20 protein-coding genes and 1 tRNA gene are annotated in these 22,648 nt (G+C 66.0%); 7 read left to right on the forward strand and 14 right to left on the reverse strand.

Annotated features, from left to right (window positions below; translation table 11 throughout):
- Positions 1 to 19 precede the first annotated feature (19 nt).
- The 5 genes from lon to DSM104440_RS12530 form a co-directional block, all read right to left on the reverse strand.
- The gene (gene lon, locus DSM104440_RS12510) at positions 20 to 2,425 is read right to left on the reverse strand and encodes an endopeptidase La (RefSeq protein WP_171163113.1); all 2,406 of its coding nucleotides are present in this window, start codon (positions 2,423 to 2,425) and stop codon (positions 20 to 22) included.
- Between the two features lie 93 nt (positions 2,426 to 2,518).
- Entirely contained in the window at positions 2,519 to 3,787 is a 1,269-nt protein-coding gene (gene clpX / locus DSM104440_RS12515) for an ATP-dependent Clp protease ATP-binding subunit ClpX (protein ID WP_171163115.1), read from the reverse strand.
- Between the two features lie 22 nt (positions 3,788 to 3,809).
- Complete coding sequence (clpP, locus tag DSM104440_RS12520; RefSeq protein ID WP_171163117.1) at positions 3,810 to 4,457, reverse strand: ATP-dependent Clp endopeptidase proteolytic subunit ClpP; 648 nt, start codon at positions 4,455 to 4,457, stop codon at positions 3,810 to 3,812.
- 5 nt (positions 4,458 to 4,462) lie between these two features.
- A complete protein-coding gene (gene tig / locus DSM104440_RS12525) occupies positions 4,463 to 5,776 on the reverse strand; it encodes a trigger factor (RefSeq protein ID WP_171163119.1) in 1,314 nt (437 codons plus the stop codon).
- A gap of 69 nt (positions 5,777 to 5,845) precedes the next feature.
- A tRNA-Leu gene (locus DSM104440_RS12530) sits at positions 5,846 to 5,930 on the reverse strand.
- 100 nt (positions 5,931 to 6,030) lie between these two features.
- Between DSM104440_RS12530 and hpnC the strand changes: the two genes are divergently transcribed.
- The 7 genes from hpnC (at position 6,031) to DSM104440_RS12565 (ending at position 13,462) form a co-directional block, all read left to right on the forward strand.
- Positions 6,031 to 6,843 carry a squalene synthase HpnC gene (gene hpnC / locus DSM104440_RS12535; RefSeq protein ID WP_171163121.1) on the forward strand — a complete coding sequence of 271 codons (813 nt, stop codon included), beginning with the start codon at positions 6,031 to 6,033 and terminating at the stop codon, positions 6,841 to 6,843.
- On the forward strand, positions 6,840 to 7,673 hold the full coding sequence (hpnD, locus tag DSM104440_RS12540; protein ID WP_171163123.1) for a presqualene diphosphate synthase HpnD: 834 nt from the start codon (positions 6,840 to 6,842) through the stop codon (positions 7,671 to 7,673). Before hpnC ends, hpnD begins: the two co-directional genes overlap by 4 nt.
- Positions 7,670 to 9,004, forward strand: a complete 1,335-nt coding sequence (hpnE, locus tag DSM104440_RS12545; RefSeq protein ID WP_171163126.1) for a hydroxysqualene dehydroxylase HpnE — start codon at positions 7,670 to 7,672, stop codon at positions 9,002 to 9,004. The genes hpnD and hpnE overlap by 4 nt, the downstream gene beginning before the upstream one ends.
- Positions 9,001 to 9,759, forward strand: coding sequence for an SDR family NAD(P)-dependent oxidoreductase (locus DSM104440_RS12550; RefSeq protein WP_171163128.1), 759 nt, complete (start codon positions 9,001 to 9,003; stop codon positions 9,757 to 9,759). Before hpnE ends, DSM104440_RS12550 begins: the two co-directional genes overlap by 4 nt.
- Before the next feature lie 123 nt (positions 9,760 to 9,882).
- Complete coding sequence (locus DSM104440_RS12555) at positions 9,883 to 11,211, forward strand: adenylate/guanylate cyclase domain-containing protein (protein ID WP_171163130.1); 1,329 nt, start codon at positions 9,883 to 9,885, stop codon at positions 11,209 to 11,211.
- Positions 11,208 to 12,095 (forward strand): TssQ family T6SS-associated lipoprotein, encoded by an 888-nt coding sequence (locus DSM104440_RS12560; RefSeq protein WP_171163132.1) that lies wholly within the window; start codon positions 11,208 to 11,210, stop codon positions 12,093 to 12,095. The genes DSM104440_RS12555 and DSM104440_RS12560 overlap by 4 nt, the downstream gene beginning before the upstream one ends.
- Before the next feature lie 2 nt (positions 12,096 to 12,097).
- Positions 12,098 to 13,462 carry a serine/threonine-protein kinase gene (locus tag DSM104440_RS12565; protein ID WP_171163135.1) on the forward strand — a complete coding sequence of 455 codons (1,365 nt, stop codon included), beginning with the start codon at positions 12,098 to 12,100 and terminating at the stop codon, positions 13,460 to 13,462.
- Here the strand turns inward: DSM104440_RS12565 and radA are convergent, their stop codons facing one another.
- From radA to DSM104440_RS12610, 9 genes are all read right to left on the reverse strand, one after another.
- Entirely contained in the window at positions 13,463 to 14,821 is a 1,359-nt protein-coding gene (radA, locus tag DSM104440_RS12570; protein WP_171163137.1) for a DNA repair protein RadA, read from the reverse strand.
- Entirely contained in the window at positions 14,821 to 15,894 is a 1,074-nt protein-coding gene (gene alr, locus DSM104440_RS12575) for an alanine racemase (RefSeq protein ID WP_171163139.1), read from the reverse strand. Before alr ends, radA begins: the two co-directional genes overlap by 1 nt.
- 6 nt (positions 15,895 to 15,900) lie before the next feature.
- Positions 15,901 to 18,348 carry a replicative DNA helicase gene (dnaB, locus tag DSM104440_RS12580; protein WP_171165940.1) on the reverse strand — a complete coding sequence of 816 codons (2,448 nt, stop codon included), beginning with the start codon at positions 18,346 to 18,348 and terminating at the stop codon, positions 15,901 to 15,903.
- Positions 18,349 to 18,569: 221 nt separating this feature from the next.
- Positions 18,570 to 19,019 (reverse strand): 50S ribosomal protein L9, encoded by a 450-nt coding sequence (gene rplI, locus DSM104440_RS12585; protein WP_171163141.1) that lies wholly within the window; start codon positions 19,017 to 19,019, stop codon positions 18,570 to 18,572.
- Between the two features lie 10 nt (positions 19,020 to 19,029).
- A complete protein-coding gene (gene rpsR, locus DSM104440_RS12590) occupies positions 19,030 to 19,329 on the reverse strand; it encodes a 30S ribosomal protein S18 (protein ID WP_171163143.1) in 300 nt (99 codons plus the stop codon).
- Between the two features lie 2 nt (positions 19,330 to 19,331).
- On the reverse strand, positions 19,332 to 19,637 hold the full coding sequence (gene priB, locus DSM104440_RS12595) for a primosomal replication protein N (protein WP_171163145.1): 306 nt from the start codon (positions 19,635 to 19,637) through the stop codon (positions 19,332 to 19,334).
- Positions 19,638 to 19,652: 15 nt separating this feature from the next.
- Positions 19,653 to 20,063, reverse strand: a complete 411-nt coding sequence (gene rpsF, locus DSM104440_RS12600) for a 30S ribosomal protein S6 (RefSeq protein ID WP_171163146.1) — start codon at positions 20,061 to 20,063, stop codon at positions 19,653 to 19,655.
- Positions 20,064 to 20,169: 106 nt separating this feature from the next.
- Positions 20,170 to 21,177, reverse strand: coding sequence for an NAD-dependent epimerase (locus tag DSM104440_RS12605; RefSeq protein WP_171163148.1), 1,008 nt, complete (start codon positions 21,175 to 21,177; stop codon positions 20,170 to 20,172).
- Between the two features lie 9 nt (positions 21,178 to 21,186).
- Positions 21,187 to 22,611 (reverse strand): O-antigen ligase family protein, encoded by a 1,425-nt coding sequence (locus DSM104440_RS12610; protein WP_171163150.1) that lies wholly within the window; start codon positions 22,609 to 22,611, stop codon positions 21,187 to 21,189.
- Positions 22,612 to 22,648 lie beyond the last annotated feature (37 nt).

Raw genomic sequence — 22,648 nt, forward strand, 5'->3', positions numbered from 1 at the left:
CGCGGACCTTTCCAGTCGCTCAGTGCTTGGTGATGACGGGCTGGACGGGCTCCGCGGCCGGGGGCGGCGGGGGCGAGGCGGCATCGGGCAACGGAACGGGCTTCCTCTCGAGGGCACGGTCGAGGACCTCGTCGAACCACTGGACGGGGACGATCTCGATGGCCGCCTTCACCTCGTCCGGGATCTCCTGCAGGTCCTTCACGTTCTCCTTCGGGATCAGCACGGAGCGAATGCCCCCGCGGTGGGCCGCCAGGAGCTTCTCCTTGAGGCCGCCGATCGGCAGGACTTCGCCGCGCAGGGTGATTTCACCCGTCATCGCCACATCGCAGCGCACGGGGATGCCCGTGAGCACGGAGACGATGGCCGTGGCCATGCCGATGCCGGCCGAAGGACCATCCTTCGGCGTGGCGCCTTCAGGCAAGTGGATGTGCAGATCCATGGTCTGCCAGAAGTCCTCGGCCACGCCAAGCCGCTTGGCGCGCGCACGAACCACCGAAATGGCGGCCTTGATCGACTCCTGCATCACCTCGCCGAGCTTGCCGGTCGTGACGGTATTGCCCTTGCCGGGGAGCTTCACGGCTTCCACGGTCAGGAGCTCGCCGCCGACTTCCGTCCACGCGAGACCCGTGACCTGGCCGATCTGGTTCTCCTTCTCCGCGATGCCATAGGTGTAGCGGCGCACCCCGAGGTACTTGTCGAGGTTCTTGCCGTTCACCGTGATGTGCTGGCCTTCCTTCTTGCGCGTGAGGATCGACTTCACGACCTTGCGCGAGATCTTCGCGAGCTCGCGATCGAGGCCGCGGACACCGGCTTCGCGCGTGTAGTAGCGCGTGATGTCGCGCAACGCCGAATCGGTGACCGTCAGCTCGCCTTCCCGGATGCCGTTCGACTTGAACTGCTTGGGCAGGAGGTACTGGCGGGCGATGTGCACCTTCTCGTCTTCCGTGTAGCCCGAGAGGCGGATCACTTCCATCCGGTCGAGCAGAGGCGCCGGGATGTTGAGCGTGTTCGCGGTCGCGACGAACATCACGTCCGAGAGGTCGTACTCGACCTCGACGTAGTGGTCCGTGAACGTGTGGTTCTGCTCAGGATCGAGCACTTCGAGCAGGGCCGAGGACGGATCGCCGCGGAAGTCCATCCCCATCTTGTCCACCTCGTCGAGGAGGAACAGGGGATTGCGGACGCCGACCTTGGCCATGTTCTGCAGGATCTTGCCGGGCATCGAGCCGATGTACGTGCGGCGGTGGCCGCGGACCTCGGCTTCGTCGCGCACGCCGCCGAGCGACATGCGCACGAACTTGCGGTTCGTGGCACGGGCGATCGACTGGCCGAGCGAGGTCTTGCCCACGCCGGGCGGGCCGACGAGGCAGAGGATCGGCGCCTTCAGGCGATCGACGCGCTGCTGCACCGCGAGGTACTCGACGATGCGTTCCTTGATCTTCTCGAGGCCGTAGTGGTCGGCGTCGAGGATCTTCTCGGAATTCTTGAGGTCCGTGGAGACCTTCGACTTCTTCTTCCACGGCAGGCCCACGAGCGTGTCGATGTAGTTGCGCACGACGGTCGCTTCCGCGGACATCGGCGACATCAGCTTCAGCTTCTTCAGCTCGGATTCGGCCTTGGCGCGCGCGTCCTTGGGCATGTGCGCGGCCTTGATCTTCTTCTCCAGCTCGTCGAGGTCGGCGCCCTCTTCGGAATCGCCGAGCTCCTTCTGGATCGCCTTCACCTGCTCGTTCAGGTAGTACTCGCGCTGGCTCTTCTCCATCTGGCGCTTCACGCGCCCGCGGATGCGCTTCTCGACCTGCATGATGTCGATCTCGGTCTCGAGGAGCTGCAGGAGCTGCTCGAGGCGGCGGCCGACTTCGAACATCTCGAGGATCTGCTGCTTCTGCTCGAGCTTGAGCGGAAGGTGCGCGGCGATGGTGTCGGAAAGGCGGCCGGCGCCGTCGATCCCGGAGAGCGAGGTGAGCACCTCGGGCGGGATCTTCTTGTTCAACTTCACGTACTGGTCGAACTGCGTGAGCAGCGTGCGGCGCATCGCCTCGATCTCGGTCGAGTCGGCGTCGTCGGTCGCGATCAGCTCGATCTCGGCCTCGAAATTGGGTTTCTCGCTGAGCACGCGCTCGATCCGCGCGCGCTGCACGCCCTCGACCAGCACCTTCACCGTGCCGTCGGGGAGCTTGAGCATCTGCAGGATGGTCGAGACGGTCCCTACCGCGTAGAGGTCCTCGGGCGAGGGCTCATCCTTGGCCGCGGATTTCTGCGCGACCAGCACGACGTTCTTGCCCTCCTCCATGGCTGCCTCGAGCGCCTTGATCGACTTCGGGCGCCCGACGAACAGCGGAATCACCATGTGCGGGAAGACCACCACATCACGCAGCGGCAGCAGCGGCAGGATGCGGGCGTCGGTGGAAAGGGAGGCGGTCATCGGCGTTTCCTGGGTTGTCTTACGGGATACGTGGGGGCTGCGAGAACCGGGGACAAGCCCCCGGGTGGAGCTACTGGGCGGGTACTGCGAGCCCTATTGCTGGCCACTCGCGACCTTCGGCTGGTCGGAGTAAATGAGGAGAGGCTTGGCGTCACCGTTGATGGCGCCTTCGTCGACGACCACCTTCTGGACGTTCGAGAGGGAGGGCAGGTCGAACATGATGTCGAGCAGGGCGTGCTCGATGATCGAACGCAGTCCGCGGGCACCCGTGCGGCGCTCGAGGGCGCGCTTGGCGATCGCGTGCAACGCGTTCTCGCGGTACTCGAGCTCCACGCCTTCCATGGCGAGCAGCTTCTGGTACTGCTTCACGAGCGCGTTCTTGGGTTCCGTGAGGATCTTCACCAGGGCGCCGGCATCGAGCTCGTCGAGCACCGCGACCACGGGAAGGCGTCCCACGAATTCCGGGATGAGGCCGTACTTGATGAGGTCTTCGGGCTCGACGTCGTGCAGGAGCGCGTTGAGCTCCTGGCGATCGTTCATCGAGCGCACCTGCGCGCCGAAGCCCATGCCCGAGCGGTCGGTGCGGTTCTGGATGACCTTTTCGAGGCCCCCGAACGCGCCGCCGCAGATGAAGAGGATGTTGGTCGTATCGACCTGGACGAATTCCTGGTTCGGATGCTTGCGCCCGCCCTGCGGGGGAACCGAGGCGATCGTGCCTTCGATCAGCTTGAGGAGCGCCTGCTGCACGCCCTCGCCACTCACGTCACGCGTGATCGAGGGGTTGTCGCTCTTCCGGGAGATCTTGTCGATCTCGTCGATGTAGACGATGCCGCGCTGCGCCTTCTCGACGTCGTAGTCGCACTTCTGGAGCAGCTTCTGGATGATGTTCTCGACGTCCTCGCCGACATAGCCGGCTTCCGTGAGCGTGGTCGCGTCGGCGATCACGAACGGGACGTTGAGCAGGCGCGCGAGCGTCTGCGCGAGCAGCGTCTTGCCCGAGCCCGTGGGCCCGATCAGCAGGATGTTGGACTTGGCGAGCTCGACTTCATCCTGCTTGCCGCCCGTCTTCAACCGCTTGTAGTGGTTGTAGACCGCGACGGAGAGGATCTTCTTCGCCTGGATCTGCCCGATCACGTACTGGTCGAGGATCTCGCAGATCTCGTGCGGGCTGGGGAGGTCGGACTTCTGCGCCTTGGCGCTGGTGTCGGTGCTCGCCTCTTCGCGGATGATGTCGTTGCAGAGGTCGATGCACTCGTCACAGATGAACACGGACGGTCCCGCAATGAGCTTGCGGACCTCGTGCTGGCTCTTTCCGCAGAAAGAGCAGTAAAGCAGTTTTTCTCCGCCGACCTTGTCCGTCATGTTCCTATCTTGGCTCCGGCCCCTAGGCGCCCGCCACTTCCGTGCGCCTTGTGAGCACACGGTCGATCAGTCCGTACTGTACCGCGTCTTCCGCGCCCATGAAACGATCGCGATCGCTGTCGCGTTCGATCACCTCGATGGTCTGGCCCGTGTGCTTGGCCAGCATCTCGTTCAGGCGCTTCTTGAGGTACAGCACTTCCTTGGCGTGGATCTCGATGTCCGAGGCCTGGCCGGAGAAACCGCCGGAAGGCTGGTGGATCATCACGCGCGAATTCGGCAGGCAGAACCGCTTGCCCTTGGCGCCGGCGGCGAGCAGGAACGAGCCCATGCTGGCGGCGAGGCCCGTGCACAGCGTCGAGACGTCGGGCTTGATGAATTGCATGGTGTCGTAGATCGCCATGCCCGCGGAGACACTGCCACCCGGCGAGTTGATATACAGGTGGATGTCCTTGTCGGGGTTCTCGCTCTCGAGGAACAGGAGCTGCGCGACGATCAGGTTCGCCATGCCGTCGTTGATCGGCCCGACGAGGAAGATCACGCGTTCCTTGAGCAGGCGCGAGTAGATGTCGTAAGCGCGTTCGCCGCGCCCCGACTGCTCGATCACCATGGGGATCAGACCCAGGCCGCTCGGTTCTTCGTAGTCCTCGTTGACTTCGTGGCGAATGAACATGTTCGTTACGCTTTCTTCTTGGTGCCCATCAGTTCGTCGAAGCCGGTCGGCTCGTCGACGACCTTCATCTTCGATTGGGCCCATTCTACGACGTTGTCTTCCATCACGAGCGCCTCGATTTCCCCGAGGCGCTGGGGCTCGCTGTAGAACCAGCGCACCAGCTGCTCGGGGTGCTCGAAGCTCTCGGCATGCGACTCCACCGCCTTGCGCACCTGCTCGGGCTTGGGCGTCAGTTCGTTGCGCTTCACCAGCTCGGAAACCAGCAGGCCCAGCTTCACGCGGCGCGTGGCGCGCTCGGCGAACAGCTCCGGCGGCAGCTGCAGGTTTTCCGGGCTCATGCCGCGGTTCTTGAGGTCCTCGACGGCCTGGGCCTGCATGCGGCCGATCTCGTTCTCAAGGAGCGCGCGCGGGAGGTCGAACGTGGACGACGCGATCAGCGCTTCCATGACCTGGTCCTTGACCAGGGCCTTCACGCGCTTGGCGACTTCCTTCTCGACGTTCTCGCGGACTTCGCGGCGCAGGCGGCTCACGTCGCCGTCTTCCACGCCGAGCGTCTTCGCGAATTCCGCATCGAGCGGGGGAAGCTTCGGTTCGGCGACCTGGTTGGCGGTCACGGTGAACTTGGCCACCTTGCCGCGCACGGCCTCGGCGTAGTCGGCCGGGAAAGTGAGGTCGAAGGTCTTCTTCTCACCCTTCTTGATGCCGTAGATCGCGGCCTCGAAGTCGGGGAGCATGCGGCCCTCGCCGAGGACGATCGCGAAGTTCTGGGCGTTGTTGCCTTCGAACGGGGCGCCGTCGATGAGGCCCTCGAAATCGAGGTTCACGAGGTCGCCTTCGGCCGCGGCACGATCGACGTCCTCGAACGGCGCGCGCTGGCGGCGCAGCGTGGTGAGCGTCGCTTCGACGTTCTCCTCGCCGACCTTCGCCACGGGACGCTTGAGCGTGGAGCCCGCGAGGTCACCGAGGTTGATCTCGGGGTACACCTCGAAGGTGGCGGTGAACTCGATCTTGTCGGTTCCCTGCCCGGCTTGCACCGGCTGGAAGCGCGGATAGCCCGCGACGCGATAGTTGCGATCCTTCACCGCATCGACGAACGATCGCTGCACGGCATCGCTCACGACTTCCTGGCGGACCTGGAAGCCGAACTGGCGCTCCACCATCTTCAGCGGGACTTTTCCGGGACGGAAACCCTGCATCTTCACGGTGCGCGCGAGGTTCTTGAGGCGCGTTTCGATTTCCGCCTCGACCAGGGCCACCGGCACCGAAACGGTGAGGTGGCGCTCAAGCGGGCTCGGATTATTCTGGACTGCTTGCTGCATGCTTTTTCCTTGTCATTTCCCTCAAGACGAATCGCGAGGGGAGGCCGGGCGAACCCGGGAGATGCGACCTGGTGCGAAAGGAGGGACTCGAACCCCCATGCCTTTCGGCGCTGGAACCTAAATCCAGTGCGTCTACCAATTCCGCCACTCTCGCGGTCGCGGAATTATACCCGAAAGGTCGCCCTCCCGGGATGCCCCGAAATCCCGGCGCAGACCGATATAATCGAGAAAATTCAAAAGCTTCCCGCATCCTCTTGCCGGTCGACCACTACGAGAATTTCCCCGTCGCCTCGGTGCTCCTGCCGGCACGAATGCGCGCGCCCGTGGAGGCCATCTATGGCTTTGCCCGGGGCGCGGACGACATCGCCGATGAAGGCAACGCCTCCGATGGCGAGCGTCTCGCGGGGCTCGCGCGCTACTCACGCGCGCTCGATGAAATCGAGGCCGGGCGCGTTCCCTACGAAGCGCCGTTCGCTCGCATCGGCGAAGCGATTCGCGAATACAACCTCCCCGTGCCGCTGCTCCGCGATCTGCTCGATGCGTTTTCGCAGGACGTCGTGAAGAAACGCTATGCCGATTTTCCCGACCTCCTCGACTACTGCCGGCGCTCGGCCAATCCGATAGGCCGCCTGCTGCTGCACCTGTTCGGGCAGACCGACGCGCGCAGCCTCGCGCAGTCGGACGCCATCTGCTCGAGCCTGCAGCTCATCAACTTCTGGCAGGACATCGCCGTCGATTGGCACAAGGGCCGCGTCTACATCCCCGCCGAGGACTTCGCGAAGTTCGGCGTAGAAGAGCAGGCGATCGCGCGGCGCGATGCAGGCGGAGCGTGGTCCGCGTTGATGTCGTTCGAGTGCGATCGCGCCCGGGCCATGTTGGTGGAAGGCTCGCCCCTTGGCCATTCGCTGCCGGGCCGCCTCGGGCTGGAAATTCGCGCGGTTGTCGCAGGCGGCACGAAGATTCTCGATAAGATCGACGCCGTGGCCGGCGACGTTTTCCGCCATCGTCCGATGCTCGGGCGATGGGACTGGATCGCGATCGTCGCGCGAAGCCTCTACCGGAAATGACACCCGACGAATATTGTCAGGAGAAGGCCGCACGCAGCGGCTCGAGCTTCTATTACAGCTTCCTGTTCCTGCCGCAGGAACGTCGTCGCGCGATCACCGCGCTCTACGCGTTCTGCCGCGAAGTGGACGACGTCGCCGACGAAGTGCATGAAGTCGACGTCGCGCGCGCGAAGCTCGCCTGGTGGCGCACCGAGATCGCGAACCTGTACGCGGGCCACCCCGCGCATCCGGTCACGCAGGCGCTCGCCCCTTTCACGAAGACCTTCGGAATCGACAGCGGCCGCCTCAACGAAATCGTCGACGGCATGGAGATGGACCTCACGCACCATCGCTATGCCGACTTCGAGGCGCTGAAGCTCTACTGCCATCGCGTCGCCGGCGTGGTGGGCCAGCTCTCGGCGTCGATCTTCGGCTATCGCAACGCCTCGACGCTCGAATATGCGGAGTCCCTCGGGCTCGCGTTCCAGCTCACCAACATCATTCGCGACGTGGGCGAGGACGCGCGCCGCGGCCGGGTCTACCTGCCCGTGGACGAGCTCGCCAAACACGGACTCACGCCGGAAGACATCCTCGCGCGGCGGCCGAGCGACGGCTTTCGCGCGCTGATGGACGCGCAGGCCCAGCGCGCCGAGAGCTACTACGACCGCGCCTTCGCGCATCTCGCGCCGGAAGACCGTCGCGACCAGCGTGCGGGCCTGATCATGGCTTCGATCTATCGCACGTTGCTCGGCGAAATCCGCCGCGACGGCTTCGACGTCCTCGACCGGCGCATTGCGCTCACCCCGCTTCGCAAGCTCTGGCTCGCGTGGCGGACGTGGGTCAAGTCGTGAACGCGCCCCGCGGCGAGGCGCGCGGCGCGCGCCGGATCGCGATCGTCGGCGCGGGCTACGCGGGACTCGCTGCCGCGATGACGCTCGTGCGCGCCGGCTGCGCGGTCAGCGTCTTCGAGGCCAATCGCACGGCCGGCGGACGCGCCCGGCGCGTGGAACATCGCGGCGCCCTCCTCGACAACGGTCAACACCTCCTTCTCGGCGCTTACCGCGACACACTCGCCCTCATGCGCGAGGCCGGGGTGCCCGAGCGCGCGATTCACCGCCATCCGCTCACGCTCGTGTTTCCGAAAGAGATGCGCATGGCGGCACCACGGTGGCCCGCGCCCTTGAACCTGTTGGGCGCGCTAACCTTTGCGCGCGGCCTGGGCTGGGGCGAGCGCATCGCCGCGGCGCGATTCGCGGCCGCACTCCAGCGCGACAAGTTTCGCGTTCCCGCGGGACTCACGGTCTCCGCCCTGTTGGAGCGTCACGCGCAACCTGCGCGCGTTCGCACCTTCCTGTGGGACTCGCTGTGCGTCTCCGCGCTCAACACCCCGCCCGCGGTTGCCGACGCGCAGGTTTTCGCGAACGTCCTGCGCGACGCCCTCTTTGCGCGCGCCGACGACTCCGATTTCGTGATTCCCGCCGTGGATCTGTCGGCGCTCTTTCCCGACGAAGCGCTCACGTGGCTCGGCCAGCGCGGCACGGAAATGTCGCTCGGCACGCGCGTGACCGCGATTGCGCGCGATGGTGCGGCGTGGAGCGTGCGAACGGCGTCGGGGGCGCGGCGCTTCGATGCGGTCGTCTGCGCCGTTGCGCCTTTCCAGGTGAGCGCACTGGTCGACTCGGTCGGTGAACTCGCGGCACTGCGCACCGGGCTCGACAGCCTTGCGCACGAGCCCATCACGACGGTCTATCTCCAGTACGAGTCGGCCGTGCGGCTTCCTTTCCCGATGATCGGTTTGACCGGCGGCCATGTGCAGTGGGTCTTCGACCGCGAGGCGATCTCCGGCCTTCGCGGGCTGCTCGCGGCAGTGATCTCCGCGTCCGGTCCGCACCGTGACTTCGACCAGGATGTACTCGGCACCGTGGTCCACCGCGAGATCGACGCCGCCGTGGGGCCACTTCCACCCCCGGCGTGGACGAAGGCCATCACCGAGAAGCGCGCAACGTTCGCCTGCGTGCCGGGCGCCTTCCGGCCTCCGGTGGAAACGGAGGCCGCGGGACTGGTTCTCGCCGGCGACTACACCGCGGGTGATTACCCGGCCACGCTCGAGGGGGCCGTGCGCAGCGGCATCGCCGCGGCCCGCACGACCCTTCGCCACCTTGGATTCGCACAGACCCCATGAACGACCCCGTCGCAGCCCTTCGTGGTTACCAACCATCGCCGGATCTGCTCGGCGGGCGCGTGATCCTCGTCACCGGGGCCGGGCAGGGCCTGGGCCGCGCGGTCGCGCTCGCCTGCGCGGGACACGGGGCCACGGTCGCGCTGCTCGGGCGCAAGCCCGAGAAACTCGAAGCAACCGCCGACGCCATCGAGGCTGCCGGCGGAGCGGAGCCGTTGCTCGTGCCGCTCGACCTCGCGGCCGCCGACCAGGGCGCGTTCGAGCGCTTCGCGCAGCTGCTCCGGCGCGAAGCCACCCGGCTCGATGGCATCGCGCATTGCGCGAGCCACTTCGTGCCGCTCGGCCCGCTCGCCGAGCAGTCGCTAGACACGTGGCTCACGCTCCTGCGCGTGAACCTCGCCGCGCCCTTCGCGCTCACGAATGCCTGCCTTCCGCTGCTCACGGCCGCGCCGGCCTCCTCCGTGGTCTTCACGGGTGAAACCCATGGCGCCGCGCCCGCGGCCTACTGGGGCGGTTTCGCCGTCGGCAAGTCCGCGCTGCCGGCACTGGCAACGATCTGGAGCGGCGAGCTGGAGAAATCCGGGCGCACTCGCATGAATGTCCTGGTTCCCGGGCCCATCGCGACGCCCCAGCGCGCGCGCAGCCATCCGGGCGAGGACCGTGCGCGCCTGCGCGCACCCGAAGAAGCGGCGCGTGCGTACCTGTACCTGCTGGGGGATGCAAGTGCAGAAGTCGCGGGGAAGACCCTGATCCTGTGACGCGCGGCACAGGCTTTTTCACAAGGAATCGGATAAACTAGGACTTGCCCGAAATTCGCCTTGTAAGTCACTGCTTTACCACAACTAATTCGAGGCCGGCTTAAAGCCTTCAAGGTCGCACGCATGCTCGATCAGGCTAATCGAACGTTCATTTGCAGCGTCGTGTTCATCGACCTGGTCGGCTATTCAAAAAAGCCGGTCACTGAACAAATTCGTCTTAAGACCAGCCTCACGAACAACCTGTCCGAGGCGATCAAGGACATCGGCGTCAACGACCGCATCATCCTGGACACCGGCGATGGCGCGGCGATCAGCTTCCTGGGCGACCCTGAAGACGCGCTGTTCGTGACGCTCTCGCTTCGCGATGCCCTGGTGCGCGACAGCATGACGGCCACGATGGTCGAAGCGTCCGGCGACGATTCCGTGCGCATGGGCATCAACCTCGGGCCCGTGAAGCTGGTGAAGGACATCAACGGACACCCCAACATCATCGGCGACGGCATCAACGTCGCGCAACGGATCATGAGCTTCGCGCGCCCCGGCCAGATCGTGGTGTCGCGCTCGTACTACGACGTCGTCTCCAACCTCGCGAGCGAGTACGCGAAGCTCTTCCAGTACGAAGGCTCGCGCACCGACAAGCACGTGCGCGAACACGAGATCTACGTCGTCGGCCACCACGAGGGCGCGATCCAGAAGGCGCGCTCAGGCATGGCCGAACGCACGTCGACCACCAGCCCCAGCCAGAAGCGCGCCGCATTGCAGCAGACGGGCTCGACGACCGTCACGCTCACGATCCCGAGCTTCGTCCAGGACAAGAAGAAACTCACGATGCTCGCTGGCGGCCTCGCCTCGCTGGTGCTGATCCTGGGCATCCTCGTCGCGACGAAGAAGCCGCCCAAGGCGGGCGACGCGATCGCCGCCGCGCCGGTTGCCGAGACGGCGAAGGTCGATCCGCCGAAGGAAGAGCCCAAGCACGCCGAAGCGAAGCCTGCGGAAGCAAAACCGGCAGAAACGAAGCCGCCCGAAACGAGCAAGGCCCCGGAATCGAAAGTACTCGATCCCGCGCCGCCCGCTTCGCAGATCCCGCCGCCCGCGCCCGATCCGGCGAAGGCCGACAAGGCCAAGGCCACCGAATTGCCCAAGACGGATCTCGCGAAGGCCGACCCCAAGGCACCTCCCAAGGCCGACCCCGCCAAGGGCACCGAGCCGCCGAAGACAACCGACCCGGCAAAGCCCGCCCTGGTCCCGGCCACGCTGGTGTTCAATATTTCCCCCTGGGGCGAGATCTGGGTGAACGGCAAGCAGCGCGGAGTGATGCCGCCCACCAAGGTGATCAAGCTCGACCCGGGCAAGTACAAGATCGAGATTCGCAACACCACGTTCCCGCCGCACGTCGAGACCCTCGACCTCAAGGCGCGTGACGAAATCACGGTTCGCCACAAGTTCCAATGAGCGCTCGCCACCTCCTTCCCGCTTTCGTCCTTGCCGCGTTGGTCGCCGCGTGCGCGCCGCCTTCGGGCGAGAAGCCCGCGCAGGTCACGCCGCAGATCACCGAACAGGTGCTGCGCGACCGCGCGAAGGAGCAACTCGCCCAGGGGATCAAGCAATACGAGGCCGGCGACTTCGAGAGCGCGTTCAAGAACCTCACGGCCTCGCTCGACCACGGTCTGCTCAGCAAGTCCGACCAGTCGATCGCGCGCAAGCACATCGCCTTCATCCACTGCGTCTCGAACCGGGAAGTGCTTTGCCGCGACGAGTTCCGCAAGGCGTTCGAGATCAACACGGACTTCGCGCTCACCACGGCCGAGGACGGCCACCCGATCTGGGGGCCGATCTACCGCAACGTGCGCGCGCAGCTCATCACCGAGCGCGACGCCGCGGCCGCCGCCTCGAAGCCTCGCGTGCCCCTCGCGAAGGCCGAGCAGATGCTCGCCGACGGGATGGTCAAGTACGACTCCGGGGACCCGGCCGCGGCCATCAAGCTGTTCGAGGCCGCGACCAAGGAAGGGCTGAAGGAAAAGGCCGACCAGGTGAAGTCTCTCAAGCACACGGCGTTCTCCCTGTGCCTCGAGGGCAAGTATTCGGCTTGCCGTGCCACGTTCCTGAAGATCTTCGACGTCGATCCCACCTTCGACCTGACGCCCGCCGAAGCCGGGCATCCGTCGTGGACGCGCACTTATGCCGGCGCGAAAGCGCAGGCCCAGAAGGCACTCGCGGAGAAAGCCGCGAAGGAAAAGGCCGCGCAGCCGAAATCCGCGCCCGCCGCCGCACCCACCGCAAAGGACAAGGCGCCCACGCCCCCGGCCGCGGCACAACAGCCTCCCAAGAAGAACTAACCATGATTTCCACCCTCGGCCGCTACAAGGTCATCTCCGAGATAGGCCAGGGCGCGATGGGCGTCGTGTACAAGGCCGTCGATCCCATCATCGACCGCACCGTCGCCATCAAGACGATCAACCTCAACCTCTCGCGCCAGGAGCTCGAGGAGTACGAGGCGCGCTTCCAGCAGGAGATCAAGGCCGCCGGCCGCCTCAACCACCCGAACATCGTCACGATCTACGACGTGGGCAAGACCGAGTCGGTCGCCTACATGGCGATGGAGTTCCTCGAGGGCCAGGAGCTCAAGGACATCATCGCGGGGGGCAAGCTGCTGCCCGTCACCGATATGGTGGACATCTCCGCGCAGGTCGCCGACGGGTTGTGGTTCGCGCACCAGCAGAACATCGTGCACCGCGACGTGAAGCCCTCGAACATCATGGTGCTCAAGGGCACGATCGCGAAGATCACCGACTTCGGCATCGCGCGGCTGCCCAATTCGGCGGTGAAGACGATGACCGGCCTCATCCTCGGGAGCCCCCGCTACATGTCACCCGAGCAGGTGATCGGCAAGACCATCGACGCGAGGAGCGACATCTTCTCGCTGGGTGTCGTGCTCTACGAAGCACTGACGGGTGTCGCGCCCTTCGACGGCGACAACGTGAACGCGATCATGTATGCGACGGTGAACACCACGCCGTCGCCGCCTTCGGCCCACAACCGCGCGGTCCCGGCGATGCTCGACCTCATCGTCGCCAAGGCGATGGCCAAGACGCTCGACGACCGCTACCAGACGATCAAGGAGCTCGCCGACGACCTGCGCGAAGTCCGCCGCCAGATCGACGCGACGCGCCCCGCCGCCGCGCTCAAGGCCACGGCCGCGCCCGTCACGCCGCGCCCGGCACCGATGGCCGACAGGGCCGTCGACACGGCCACGATGCCGATGGGCACCGACGGCAAGATGGGCCAGGGCAAGGACGGCGAGACCGCGCCGCCGCTGTCGCTCGACAAGAAGTTCGACTCCTTCGACGCGACGCTGCGCCTCGCGGCGATGACGAACCAGACCGAGGACTTCCGCGACTACATCACGGTCACGCAGAAGATGCGGGCCTACAAGGGCAAGATCGAGCCCGGTCCGCTCGCACAGCAGGTGGCGCAGCAGGAAGCCGCGGCCGCTGCCGCCGCTGAGGAAAAGCGCGCGATGCAAGCCGACGCGACGCCGCCCGCACCGCAGCCTCCGCGCGTCGACGTGTCGGTCCGCAATCGCCCGGCGCAGATCAACGGCACTGCCGTCCCCGGCAATCCGTCGAATCTCATCGTGGTTGGCGCGATCGTCGTGCTGGCCATCGCCGCGGTGGGCCTCGCGATCGCGCTGGTCGTCCGCTAGCTACTTGCGCACGTAGTCGACCGCCTCCGAGAGGCGCTCCACCGCAATCACCTCGAGCCCGGCAATGGGTTGCCGCGGCTTGTTCGCGGCCGGAACGATCGCGTGCGTGAAGCCGAGCTTCGCCGCTTCCTTCAGGCGCTCCTGGCCCCGCTGGACGGGACGGACCTCGCCCGCGAGCCCTACTTCACCGAACACCACGTGCTTGCCCGGCAGCGGCTTGCTGCGCAGGCTCGAGACGATCGCCAGCGTCACGGCGAGGTCGGCGCCCGGCTCGGCGATGCGAACACCGCCGACGGCATTCACGAACACGTCCTGGTCGAAGCAGGCGATGCCCGCGTGGCGATGCAGGACCGCAAGCAGCATCGCCAGGCGATTGAGCTCGAGGCCTACCGTGAGCCGCTTGGGGCTCATGCCGTGCGAGTCGTCCACCAGCGCCTGGAGCTCCACGAGCAACGGGCGCGTGCCCTCCTGCGTGACCATCACACAGGAACCGGCCACGTCCGTGGCGTGCTGCGAAAGAAAGAGCGCGGAAGGATTGGTCACTTCGCGCAGGCCCTTCTCCGTCATCGCGAAGACGCCGAGCTCGTTCACCGCGCCAAAGCGGTTCTTGACCGCGCGCACCAGGCGGAACGTGGTGTGCGTGTCGCCCTCGAAGTAGAGGACCGTGTCGACCATGTGCTCGAGGACGCGCGGTCCTGCGAGCGCGCCCTCTTTCGTGACATGGCCCACGAACACGACGGTGATCCCGGTTTGCTTGGCGAGGCGAGTGATCTGCGCGGCGCATTCGCGCACCTGCGCGACCGACCCCGGCGCCGAGGTGAGCGCGGAGGAATAGAGCGTCTGGATGGAATCGATGACCGCGACGCGCGGCTTCATCGACGCAAGCGTGGCCTGGATCTTCTCGAGCTCGATCTCCGGCAGGAGCTTCACCGCGGACGCATCGAGCCCAAGGCGGCGCGCGCGCAGCGCGATCTGCTGCGCCGATTCTTCGCCGCTCACGTACAGGACGGGCACTTGCGCGGAGAGGCGTGCCGCGGCTTGCAGCAGCAGCGTCGACTTGCCGATGCCCGGGTCGCCGCCGATGAGGACCACGCCACCCTCGACCAGGCCGCCTCCGAGCACGCGATCGAACTCGCCAATCATCGTGGGAAGGCGCGGAAAGTCCTTCGCCTCCACGTCGGCGAGGGTCACGACCTCGCTCGAGCCCGCGAGGCTCGCGAAGCGATGGCCGCCCGCCTTGGGCTCCGTCGTCGATTCCACCAGCGTGTTCCAGGCGCTGCAGTGCGGACACTGGCCCTGCCACTTGAGCGACTGCCCGCCGCACTCCGTGCAGGCGTACACCGTCTTGATCTTGGCCACTACGCGACCTCGATGATCGGAACGCGCGGCATCACGGCGCACATCAGTTCATAGCCGACGGTTCCCGAGGCGACGGCCACCTCGTCGATGGGCAGGCCTTCACCCCAGAGCGTCACCGGCGTGCCGACGCGCGCGTGCGAGACGGGCTTGAGATCGACCGTGATCATGTCCATCGACACGCGGCCCACGGTCTTGGTGCGCACGCCGCCCACGACAACGGGCGTGCCCGAGGGTGCATGGCGCGGGTAGCCGTCGGCATAGCCGCAGGCCACGACACCAATGCGCATCGCGCGGTCGCAGCGGAAGGTCGATCCGTACCCCACCGTGTCACCGGGCTCGAGCTCCTGCACGGCGATCACCTGCGAGGTGAGCGTCATCACGGGCTTGAGGCCTAGCTGCTCGGCTGAGCGATCGGCGAACGGCGTGGCGCCATAGAGCGCGACGCCTTCTCGAACCGTGTCGGCATGCGTTTCGGGATGCGCGAAGATGGCCGCGGAATTGGCGAGGCTGCGCGGGAGCGCGAGGCCCTGCGTGGCCTCCTCGAAGCGGCGCATCGCCTCGGCAACCCCCGCGGGGCCATCGGCATTGGCGAAGTGCGTCATGAGCGTGATCGACTTCGCGGCACCGGATTCACGAATGCGGTCGAGCGCGCCCTTCGCCGCGCGCGGGGCGATGCCCAGGCGATTCATGCCTGTGTTGATCTTGAGATAGATATCGATCGGCGTCGGAGGCGGCGAAGCGTGGAGCATCCGGAGCTGCTCTTCGCTATGCACGGAAGTTGCCAGGCGCGCGCCGGCGATGACCGCCAGCTCGCTCGCCTCGAAGAAACCCTCGAGCAGGACGATCTCGCCGGCGAAGCCCGATTCGCGCAGGCGCACTGCTCCCTCGATCTCGAGCGTGCCGAAGCCATCGACGACCGGCCCGAGCGAGCGAGCGACGCGATCGAGCCCGTGGCCGTAGCCGTTGGCCTTGACCACCGCGAGCACGCGCGAGCGCGGCGCCGCGGCCTTCGCCTGCGCGTAGTTGTGCCGCAGGGCCGGGGCGGAGATCGTCGCGCGGATCGGACGGGCCATGCGCGCCTAGTAGCCCGAAGGCCCGGCGTAGTTCTCGAAGCGCGTGTGCTTGCCGACGAAGGTGAGCTTCACCGTGCCGATCGGGCCGTTACGCTGCTTGCCGATGATGATCTCCGCGAGGCCCTTGTCGGGCGAGTTCTCGTCGTAGACCTCGTCGCGATAGATGAAGAAGATCACGTCCGCATCCTGCTCGATGGCGCCCGATTCGCGCAGGTCCGACATCACGGGGCGTTTGTTGGGGCGCTGCTCGAGGGAGCGGTTCAACTGCGAGAGCGCGATGACCGGGCACTGCAGTTCCTTGGCCATGGCCTTGAGCGAGCGCGAGATCTCGCTGATTTCGGTGGCTCGGTTCTCGACACCCGCCTGCGCCGATTGCATGAGCTGGATGTAGTCGACCACGACAAGCCCCAGGCCGCCGTACTCGCGCCACTTGCGGCGAGCCCGCGCACGCAGCTCGAGCGGATTGAGCGAGGGCGTTTCGTCCACGAGGATCGGCGCTTCGTTGAGCTTGCCCAGCGCGGAGCCCAGGCGATCCCAGTCTCCCGTATCGAGCCGGCCCGTGCGCAGCTTCTGCGCGTCGACCTTGGACACGGAACCGAGAAGGCGCACGCCGAGCTGCGTGCCGCCCATTTCCATCGAGAACACCAGCACCGGGAGCTTGAGCTCGAGGCCCACGTGCTCGGCGATGTTGAGCGCGAACGCCGTGTTGTGCGTGACGACGTAGTCGTTGGTGATGTAGGTCCGCGCGGGATGCGACACCGAGATGCATTGCGTCGCCGTGACGCGGCTGGCCTCGATCGAGCAGATGACCGGTCGCCACCGACGCCGCATGGCCTCCGGCAGGCGCGCGCGCTTGTGGGCGAGCGTCACGAGCGATCGCGGCTCGGGATGGTGGATGTTCAGGACGAACGCCGTTCGCCCTTCGCGCTTCTCACCCTTGTAGCTGAAGGACGTTCGCTTGTCGCGCAGGGAACACCAGCCGCCCAGCGAACGGACCAACCCGACGACGTCCTGCGCGAGCCGATAGCTCGTCGTGCAGAAACGGATGGTGCCCCACTTCTCCGCCCAGCCGTCCGTATCGAGGAGCCCTTGCAGCAGGCGCAAGCGCGCCTCGCGACAACTATCGCGGTAGGTATCGGGAATGAACTTCTCGTGGCTGCCCACGGACCACAGGCCCAATGCACGAAGCTCGTTCGTCAGTGGATTGCGTTCTGCGAGAGCCGCGCCTCCGCGTCGCCCCGAGCTCAGGCGCCAGTCGTAGCCACCCGCAGCGAAGGCATGCAGTCCATCGAGCAGGCTCTCTTCAACCTGCTCGACCATCTGCGGCTCGGCCGTCGAGAAGATCGGCGAGGTGCCGCTCAACTTGCCATCACCCAGAAGGGCCCCGAGAAGCCACGGGTCGATGGGCAGCGGATTGCGGTGACCGAAATCGCCCGTCACCTCGTCAATCCAGAGGCGATGGCGATACCTGACGCACGACAGCATTTCAAGGATGCGCGACGCGGGGAGCACGCGCGGCTCGTCCCACTCCCGGTAGTGCACGCGCCACAGGTGCTCGGCGCAGCATTCCGCGCTGCGGCCGTCAGAGAACGTGATGCGATAGACCTGCCTCACCCCCTGGGGAAATATGCCCGTGACGATGGAGGGGTGGCCATCCGCCGAGGCCAGCGCATCGCCGACCTGCAGCGAGCCCATTTCGCGCCAGCCCGTCGGTGCCTTGACGAGCGCATCGAGCGGCTGAGCCTTGCCCATCGAGGGCCGTCCGGCGACGATCACCAGGTCCCCGTCCTGCAGGCCCGCGGTCATCTCGTCGAGGTCCACGTAGCCCGTGGCCTTGCCCGTGACGCTGGTCGGATTGCGATGCAGCTCGTCGAGGCGGTTCATCACCTCCGAGAGCACCGCCGACATCTTCGCGAAGCTCTCCGAGGAGCGGCCGCCCTTCTCGCCGATCTCGAGGATCTTCGTCTCGGCCTCGTCGAGGAGCTGGCGCGCCTCGCGCCCCTGCGGCGTGAAGGCGCTGTCGGCGATCATCGTGCCGACCTCGGCAAGCTTGCGCATGATCGCGCGGTCGCGAACGATTTCCGCGTAGCGGCGGATGTTGGCCGCACTCGGCGTGGCCGACGCGAGCTGCTGCAGGTAGCCCACGCCGCCGGAGTCCTGCAGCTCGCCGCCCTGCTTGAGCGCCTCGGAAACGGTGAGGACGTCGGCGGGTTTGTTGTCCTCGACCAGGCGCGTGATCACGCGCCAGATGAGGCGATGGTCGTGCCGGTAGAAATCCGGTTCGCTCAGGACATCGCCGATGCGGTCCCAAGCGGGATTGCTGAGCAGCAGGCCGCCCAGGACAGCCTGTTCCGCCTCCACCGAATGCGGCGGCAGCCGCAGCGACTCGATCTGCGAATCGCCGGGAATGCTGCCGGACGGGGGGAAACGGTCGGACGCGGGAACGGTGGGCATCAGCGCTTTCTTCTCGAATCGAAGCGCGTCGACAGCCGACGCGGGCAAGCCGCGGAGTTTGCTCTGCACCTGGTTCCCCTACAACGGATAAACCTGTGGATGCGAGGACTCTACCGCGGTGCAAGCCTGTTATTTGGGTGACTAATAAATTGTGGATAACCCCGGGAAAACAAAAAGGCCACGGCGTGACCGTGGCCTTTTTTCAACAACTTACGTGCGAGTTACTGTTCGCCGAGGACGCTCACGGTGATATTCGCGAGCACATCGGTATGCAGCTGCAGCACGATCGGGTAGTCGCCGACCTGCTTCAGCGGCCCCTGCGGCATGCGGATCTCCGCCTTCGTCACCTCGTTGCCCAGGGCCTTCAGGGCTTCGGCGATGTCGGAGTTGGTGACCGAACCGAAGAGGCGGCCATCGACGCCCGCCTTCTGCGTGACCTGGACCATGAGGCCCTCGATCTTCGCGGCGCGTTCCTGCGCGCTTACCAGCGTTTCGTTCGCCTTCTTCTCGAGGTCCGCGCGGCGGCCCTCGAATTCCTTCAGGTTCGCCGCCGTGGCGCGCTTCGCCTTGCCTTGCGGGATCAGGAAGTTGCGGGCGAAGCCGTCCTTCACCTTCACCACGTCGCCGAGCACGCCGAGGTTTGCCACCTTTTCCATCAGGATCACTTGCATGGCGGTCTCCTCAGTGCAGGTCGGTGAAATGCAGAAGCGCCAGGAAGCGCGCGCGCTTGATCGCCGTGCCAAGCTGCCGCTGGTAGCGGGCCTTGGTGCCGGTGATTCGCGCCGGGATGATCTTCCCGTTCTCGTTGATGAAGTCCTTGAGGATGGCGATGTCCTTGTAGTCCACCTCTTTGATCTTCTCGGCCGTGAAGCGGCAGAACTTGCGGCGACGGAACAGGCCGCGATTCTGCGGCTTCTTTCCATCCTTGCCGAACTTGCCGCCTTTGCCTTTACCTTTGCCGCGGGGTGCGGGTCTGGGCATGATTACCTCGTCTCGATGATCTTGAATTCGTTGATATGCAGGACCGGGATGTCGCTACGGGCGCTTCTCTTGGTGAGGAAACCCTTCACCGCGATCCGCTGACCCTTGCCGAGGGCGCCGAGCTTGGGAGCGACGGCTCCGAATGCGGAGGCATCGATCGTCACTTCGGCTGTCCTCGCTCCCCCTGCCTCGACCTGCTCTGAAACGTGCCGCAGCCGGAGGGCCACGGTGGCGATTCCGCCCGGTGTTGACCGGACATCGCCGACGTCCAGGACTTCGGCGTCGAGGAGGAGCTGGTTGCGATCCACCCTTTCCCGGAAACGCTACGCCGCTGCCGGCGCTTCGCGGGCAGGAGCGGCTGCAGGAGCAGCTTCCTTTTCCCGGTCAGGCTGGCCGTCGGTGACGTTGCGGCTCTTCTCTTCCTTCATCATGGGCGACGGGCCGGTGACGGCTTCGCTCATGCTGACGGTGAGGTGGCGGAGCACGGCGTCATTGAACTTGAACGCGTGCTCGAGCTCCGCGAGCGTTTCATTGCCAACTTCGATGTTCATCAGCACGTAGTGCGCCTTGAACACCTTCTGGATCGGGAAAGCCAGCTGGCGCCGGCCCCAGTCCTCGATCCGGTGCACCTTGCCGTTGCCGGCGGTGACCATGCCGCGATATCGCTCGATCATGGCGGGCACTTGCTCGCTCTGATCGGGATGGACGATGAAGACCATCTCGTAGTGGCGCATGTTTGTCTCCTTGTGGGTTGAGCCCCCTGGATGCGCTATCTCAGTGGGGCAAGGGATGAAACGAGCCCAAGATTATAGCGGAAAAGACCAACAAAAACAAAGGGCTTTATTTGCCGTAGTACTCGCGGTACCAGGCCACGAAGCGGCGTACGCCCTCTTCCACCGTGGTGGAGGGGCGAAATCCCACCGCCGCCTCGAGGGCCGAGGTGTCGGCTTCCGTCGCAGGGACGTCCCCGGCCTGCATCGGAAGGAGATCGAGCGTGGCCTTCATGCCGAGGGCCGCCTCGATCGCCTCGATGTAGCGCATCAGCGGCACGCGGCGGCTGTTGCCGATGTTGTAGAGGCGCCAGGGCGCGGCGCTCGTGGCGGGGTTGGGCTTGTCCCCGGACCACGCGGGATCGGGCGCGGCAGGACGGTCGATTACGCGCACCACGCCTTCCACGATGTCGTCGATGTAGGTGAAGTCGCGCTCCATCTGGCCGCGGTTGAAGACCGGGATCGCCTCGCCCGCGAGGATGCCCTTGGTGAACTTGAAGAGCGCCATGTCCGGGCGGCCCCAGGGTCCATACACGGTGAAAAATCGCAGGCCCGTGCACGGGATGCGGAAGAGATGCGCATAGGAGTGCGCCATCGCCTCGTTCGCCTTCTTGGTGGCCGAATAGAAGGACACCGGATGGTTCGCCCCTTCGTTCTCGCGAAAAGGCGTTGCCGTATTCGCGCCGTACACCGAGCTCGTCGACGCGTACACGAGGTGCCCAGTACCGTGATTGCGAGCCCCCTCGAGAATATTGAGGAAGCCGGCGAGATTCGCCTCGACGTACGCGCGGGGGTTCTCGAGTGAATAGCGCACGCCCGCCTGGGCCGCGAGGTTCACGATCGCGTCGAACTTGCCTCCAGCGAACACCGATCCCATTGCTGCGGCGTCCGCAAGGTTGGCGCGCGCGAACGAAAACCCGGGCTGCGGCGAAAGGCGCGCGAGCCGCGCTTCCTTCAGCGCCACGTCGTAGTAGTCGTTGAGGTTGTCGAGGCCGACGACGGTGTCGCCGCGTCGCAAGAGGCGTTCGGCGAGGTGATAGCCGATGAATCCGGCCGCGCCGGTAACGAGGATGCGCATCGGGCGATTCTATCGGGGCGGCGCGTCGCCGTGTCGCTCGAGGTGGAGCGAAATCCACGCAAACGCGAGGAGCACGACGAAGAACACCGCGTTCGCCGGGATCTGGAGATTGAAGTCCACCGTGGCGTGGATGAGGATCGCACTGACCCCCATGATCGAGGCGAAGGCCATGCCGCGCATGAGCGGATCGCGGCGGCGGGCTTGCGCGAGCACGGCGGCGGCGAGGGACACGGCCACCACCAGCGCGAGCAGTGCCAGCCCGAGCAATCCCGACTCCGCAGCGAACTGGGCGTAGTCGTTGTGCGCGTAGTCAAAGAAAAGGACCACCGAGGCCGGCCGGTAGCGTGGGAAGGCCACGTAGAACGTGCCGGGCCCCGCGCCGAGCACCGGATAGTCCTCGACCAGCTTGAGCGTGTGCGTCGCCGGATCCTCACGCTCCTGCACGTCGGCGATCGTGGTCTGTTCGATGCGCGCAGCGAGCTTCTCCACGCCGAACCAGCTGCCGACGATCACGAGGTCGATCACGACCAGGCTCACGAGGAGCACGACGGTATTGCGCGTGGCCTTGCGCGAGAGAGCGATCCCGATAACACCCGCCACGATCAGGCTCGCGAAGAACGCGGTGTTGCCCATGCGCGAATGGGTCGTGGTGAGCGCGATCACGAGGATGCACAGCGTCAGGCGCAGGAGCATCTTCGGCGAGAGCATCCACTCGAGCGTCTGGCGGAAGAATGCCTTCCATGTTTCGGCGCGACGATCGGAAAGACCGGCGATCAGCAGGCCGATGCCCAAGGCCAGCATCATCTCGAGGTAACCGGCGAAGTGGTTGCGGTTCGCGTACGGGCCGCTCGCGGAGTCGGCGTGGCTCACCGGCGTGCCGAACCACTGGAGGGTCGAACCCGACAGATGCAGGAGCACACCGATCACGGCGTGCACCAGGGCCGCGTACACGAGCACGCGCGCGAGCTGGCGCACGCGCTCGCGCCGATTCACGAGGGCGAGCGTGAGAAAGAAGATCGCGACGTAGGCGAGCGTCTTGAAGAAGGCCACGCGCGACGCGTGGGGTTCGATGGACAGGGTCAGCCACTCGCGCATGCCCACGAGCGGATCGGCGAGTGCATGCATCCGCGCCGCCTCGGGCGAAAGGCTCGCGACCCACTCGCGCGGCAATGGAATGATATGCAGCGCCTGCAGCGCGATCCATAGCGCGAACAGCGCGAAGACGGGCCACGCCCGGCGCAGCGGCTCGGCGATCAGCGCGCCGCGGCGCGCCCACGCGACGAGCCAGCCACCGAGCAGGGCAAACGACCACGCTTCCAGCACGGCCCAGGCCCAGCCGCGGTTGCTGCCCAACGGAATCGGAATCCACAACAGCAGGAGGACGAACAGCGTGTAGAGGATTGCCTCGGCGTCGAGGCGCGAGGGGACGCGCATGTCGGATCGGCCGCTCGTGAAAAGGGCCACCCCGGCT

Source organism: Usitatibacter palustris (assembly GCF_013003985.1).
Lineage (GTDB): Bacteria > Pseudomonadota > Gammaproteobacteria > Burkholderiales > Usitatibacteraceae > Usitatibacter > Usitatibacter palustris.

Excerpts from the sequence above, each read along its gene's own strand:
- DSM104440_RS12555 (WP_171163130.1), top strand. The coding sequence starts at position 9,883 with ATGCTCGATCAGGCTAATCGAACGTTCATTTGCAGCGTCGTGTTCATC.
- clpX (WP_171163115.1), bottom strand. The coding sequence starts at position 3,787 with ATGACGGACAAGGTCGGCGGAGAAAAACTGCTTTACTGCTCTTTCTGC.
- DSM104440_RS12550 (WP_171163128.1), top strand. The coding sequence starts at position 9,001 with ATGAACGACCCCGTCGCAGCCCTTCGTGGTTACCAACCATCGCCGGAT.
- lon (WP_171163113.1), bottom strand. The coding sequence starts at position 2,425 with ATGACCGCCTCCCTTTCCACCGACGCCCGCATCCTGCCGCTGCTGCCG.
- rpsR (WP_171163143.1), bottom strand. The coding sequence starts at position 19,329 with ATGCCCAGACCCGCACCCCGCGGCAAAGGTAAAGGCAAAGGCGGCAAG.
- clpP (WP_171163117.1), bottom strand. The coding sequence starts at position 4,457 with ATGTTCATTCGCCACGAAGTCAACGAGGACTACGAAGAACCGAGCGGC.
- dnaB (WP_171165940.1), bottom strand. The coding sequence starts at position 18,348 with ATGCCCACCGTTCCCGCGTCCGACCGTTTCCCCCCGTCCGGCAGCATT.
- DSM104440_RS12565 (WP_171163135.1), top strand. The coding sequence starts at position 12,098 with ATGATTTCCACCCTCGGCCGCTACAAGGTCATCTCCGAGATAGGCCAG.
- DSM104440_RS12605 (WP_171163148.1), bottom strand. The coding sequence starts at position 21,177 with ATGCGCATCCTCGTTACCGGCGCGGCCGGATTCATCGGCTATCACCTC.
- rplI (WP_171163141.1), bottom strand. The coding sequence starts at position 19,019 with ATGCAAGTGATCCTGATGGAAAAGGTGGCAAACCTCGGCGTGCTCGGC.
- DSM104440_RS12560 (WP_171163132.1), top strand. The coding sequence starts at position 11,208 with ATGAGCGCTCGCCACCTCCTTCCCGCTTTCGTCCTTGCCGCGTTGGTC.
- alr (WP_171163139.1), bottom strand. The coding sequence starts at position 15,894 with ATGGCCCGTCCGATCCGCGCGACGATCTCCGCCCCGGCCCTGCGGCAC.
- DSM104440_RS12610 (WP_171163150.1), bottom strand. The coding sequence starts at position 22,611 with ATGCGCGTCCCCTCGCGCCTCGACGCCGAGGCAATCCTCTACACGCTG.
- rpsF (WP_171163146.1), bottom strand. The coding sequence starts at position 20,063 with ATGCGCCACTACGAGATGGTCTTCATCGTCCATCCCGATCAGAGCGAG.
- tig (WP_171163119.1), bottom strand. The coding sequence starts at position 5,776 with ATGCAGCAAGCAGTCCAGAATAATCCGAGCCCGCTTGAGCGCCACCTC.
- hpnD (WP_171163123.1), top strand. The coding sequence starts at position 6,840 with ATGACACCCGACGAATATTGTCAGGAGAAGGCCGCACGCAGCGGCTCG.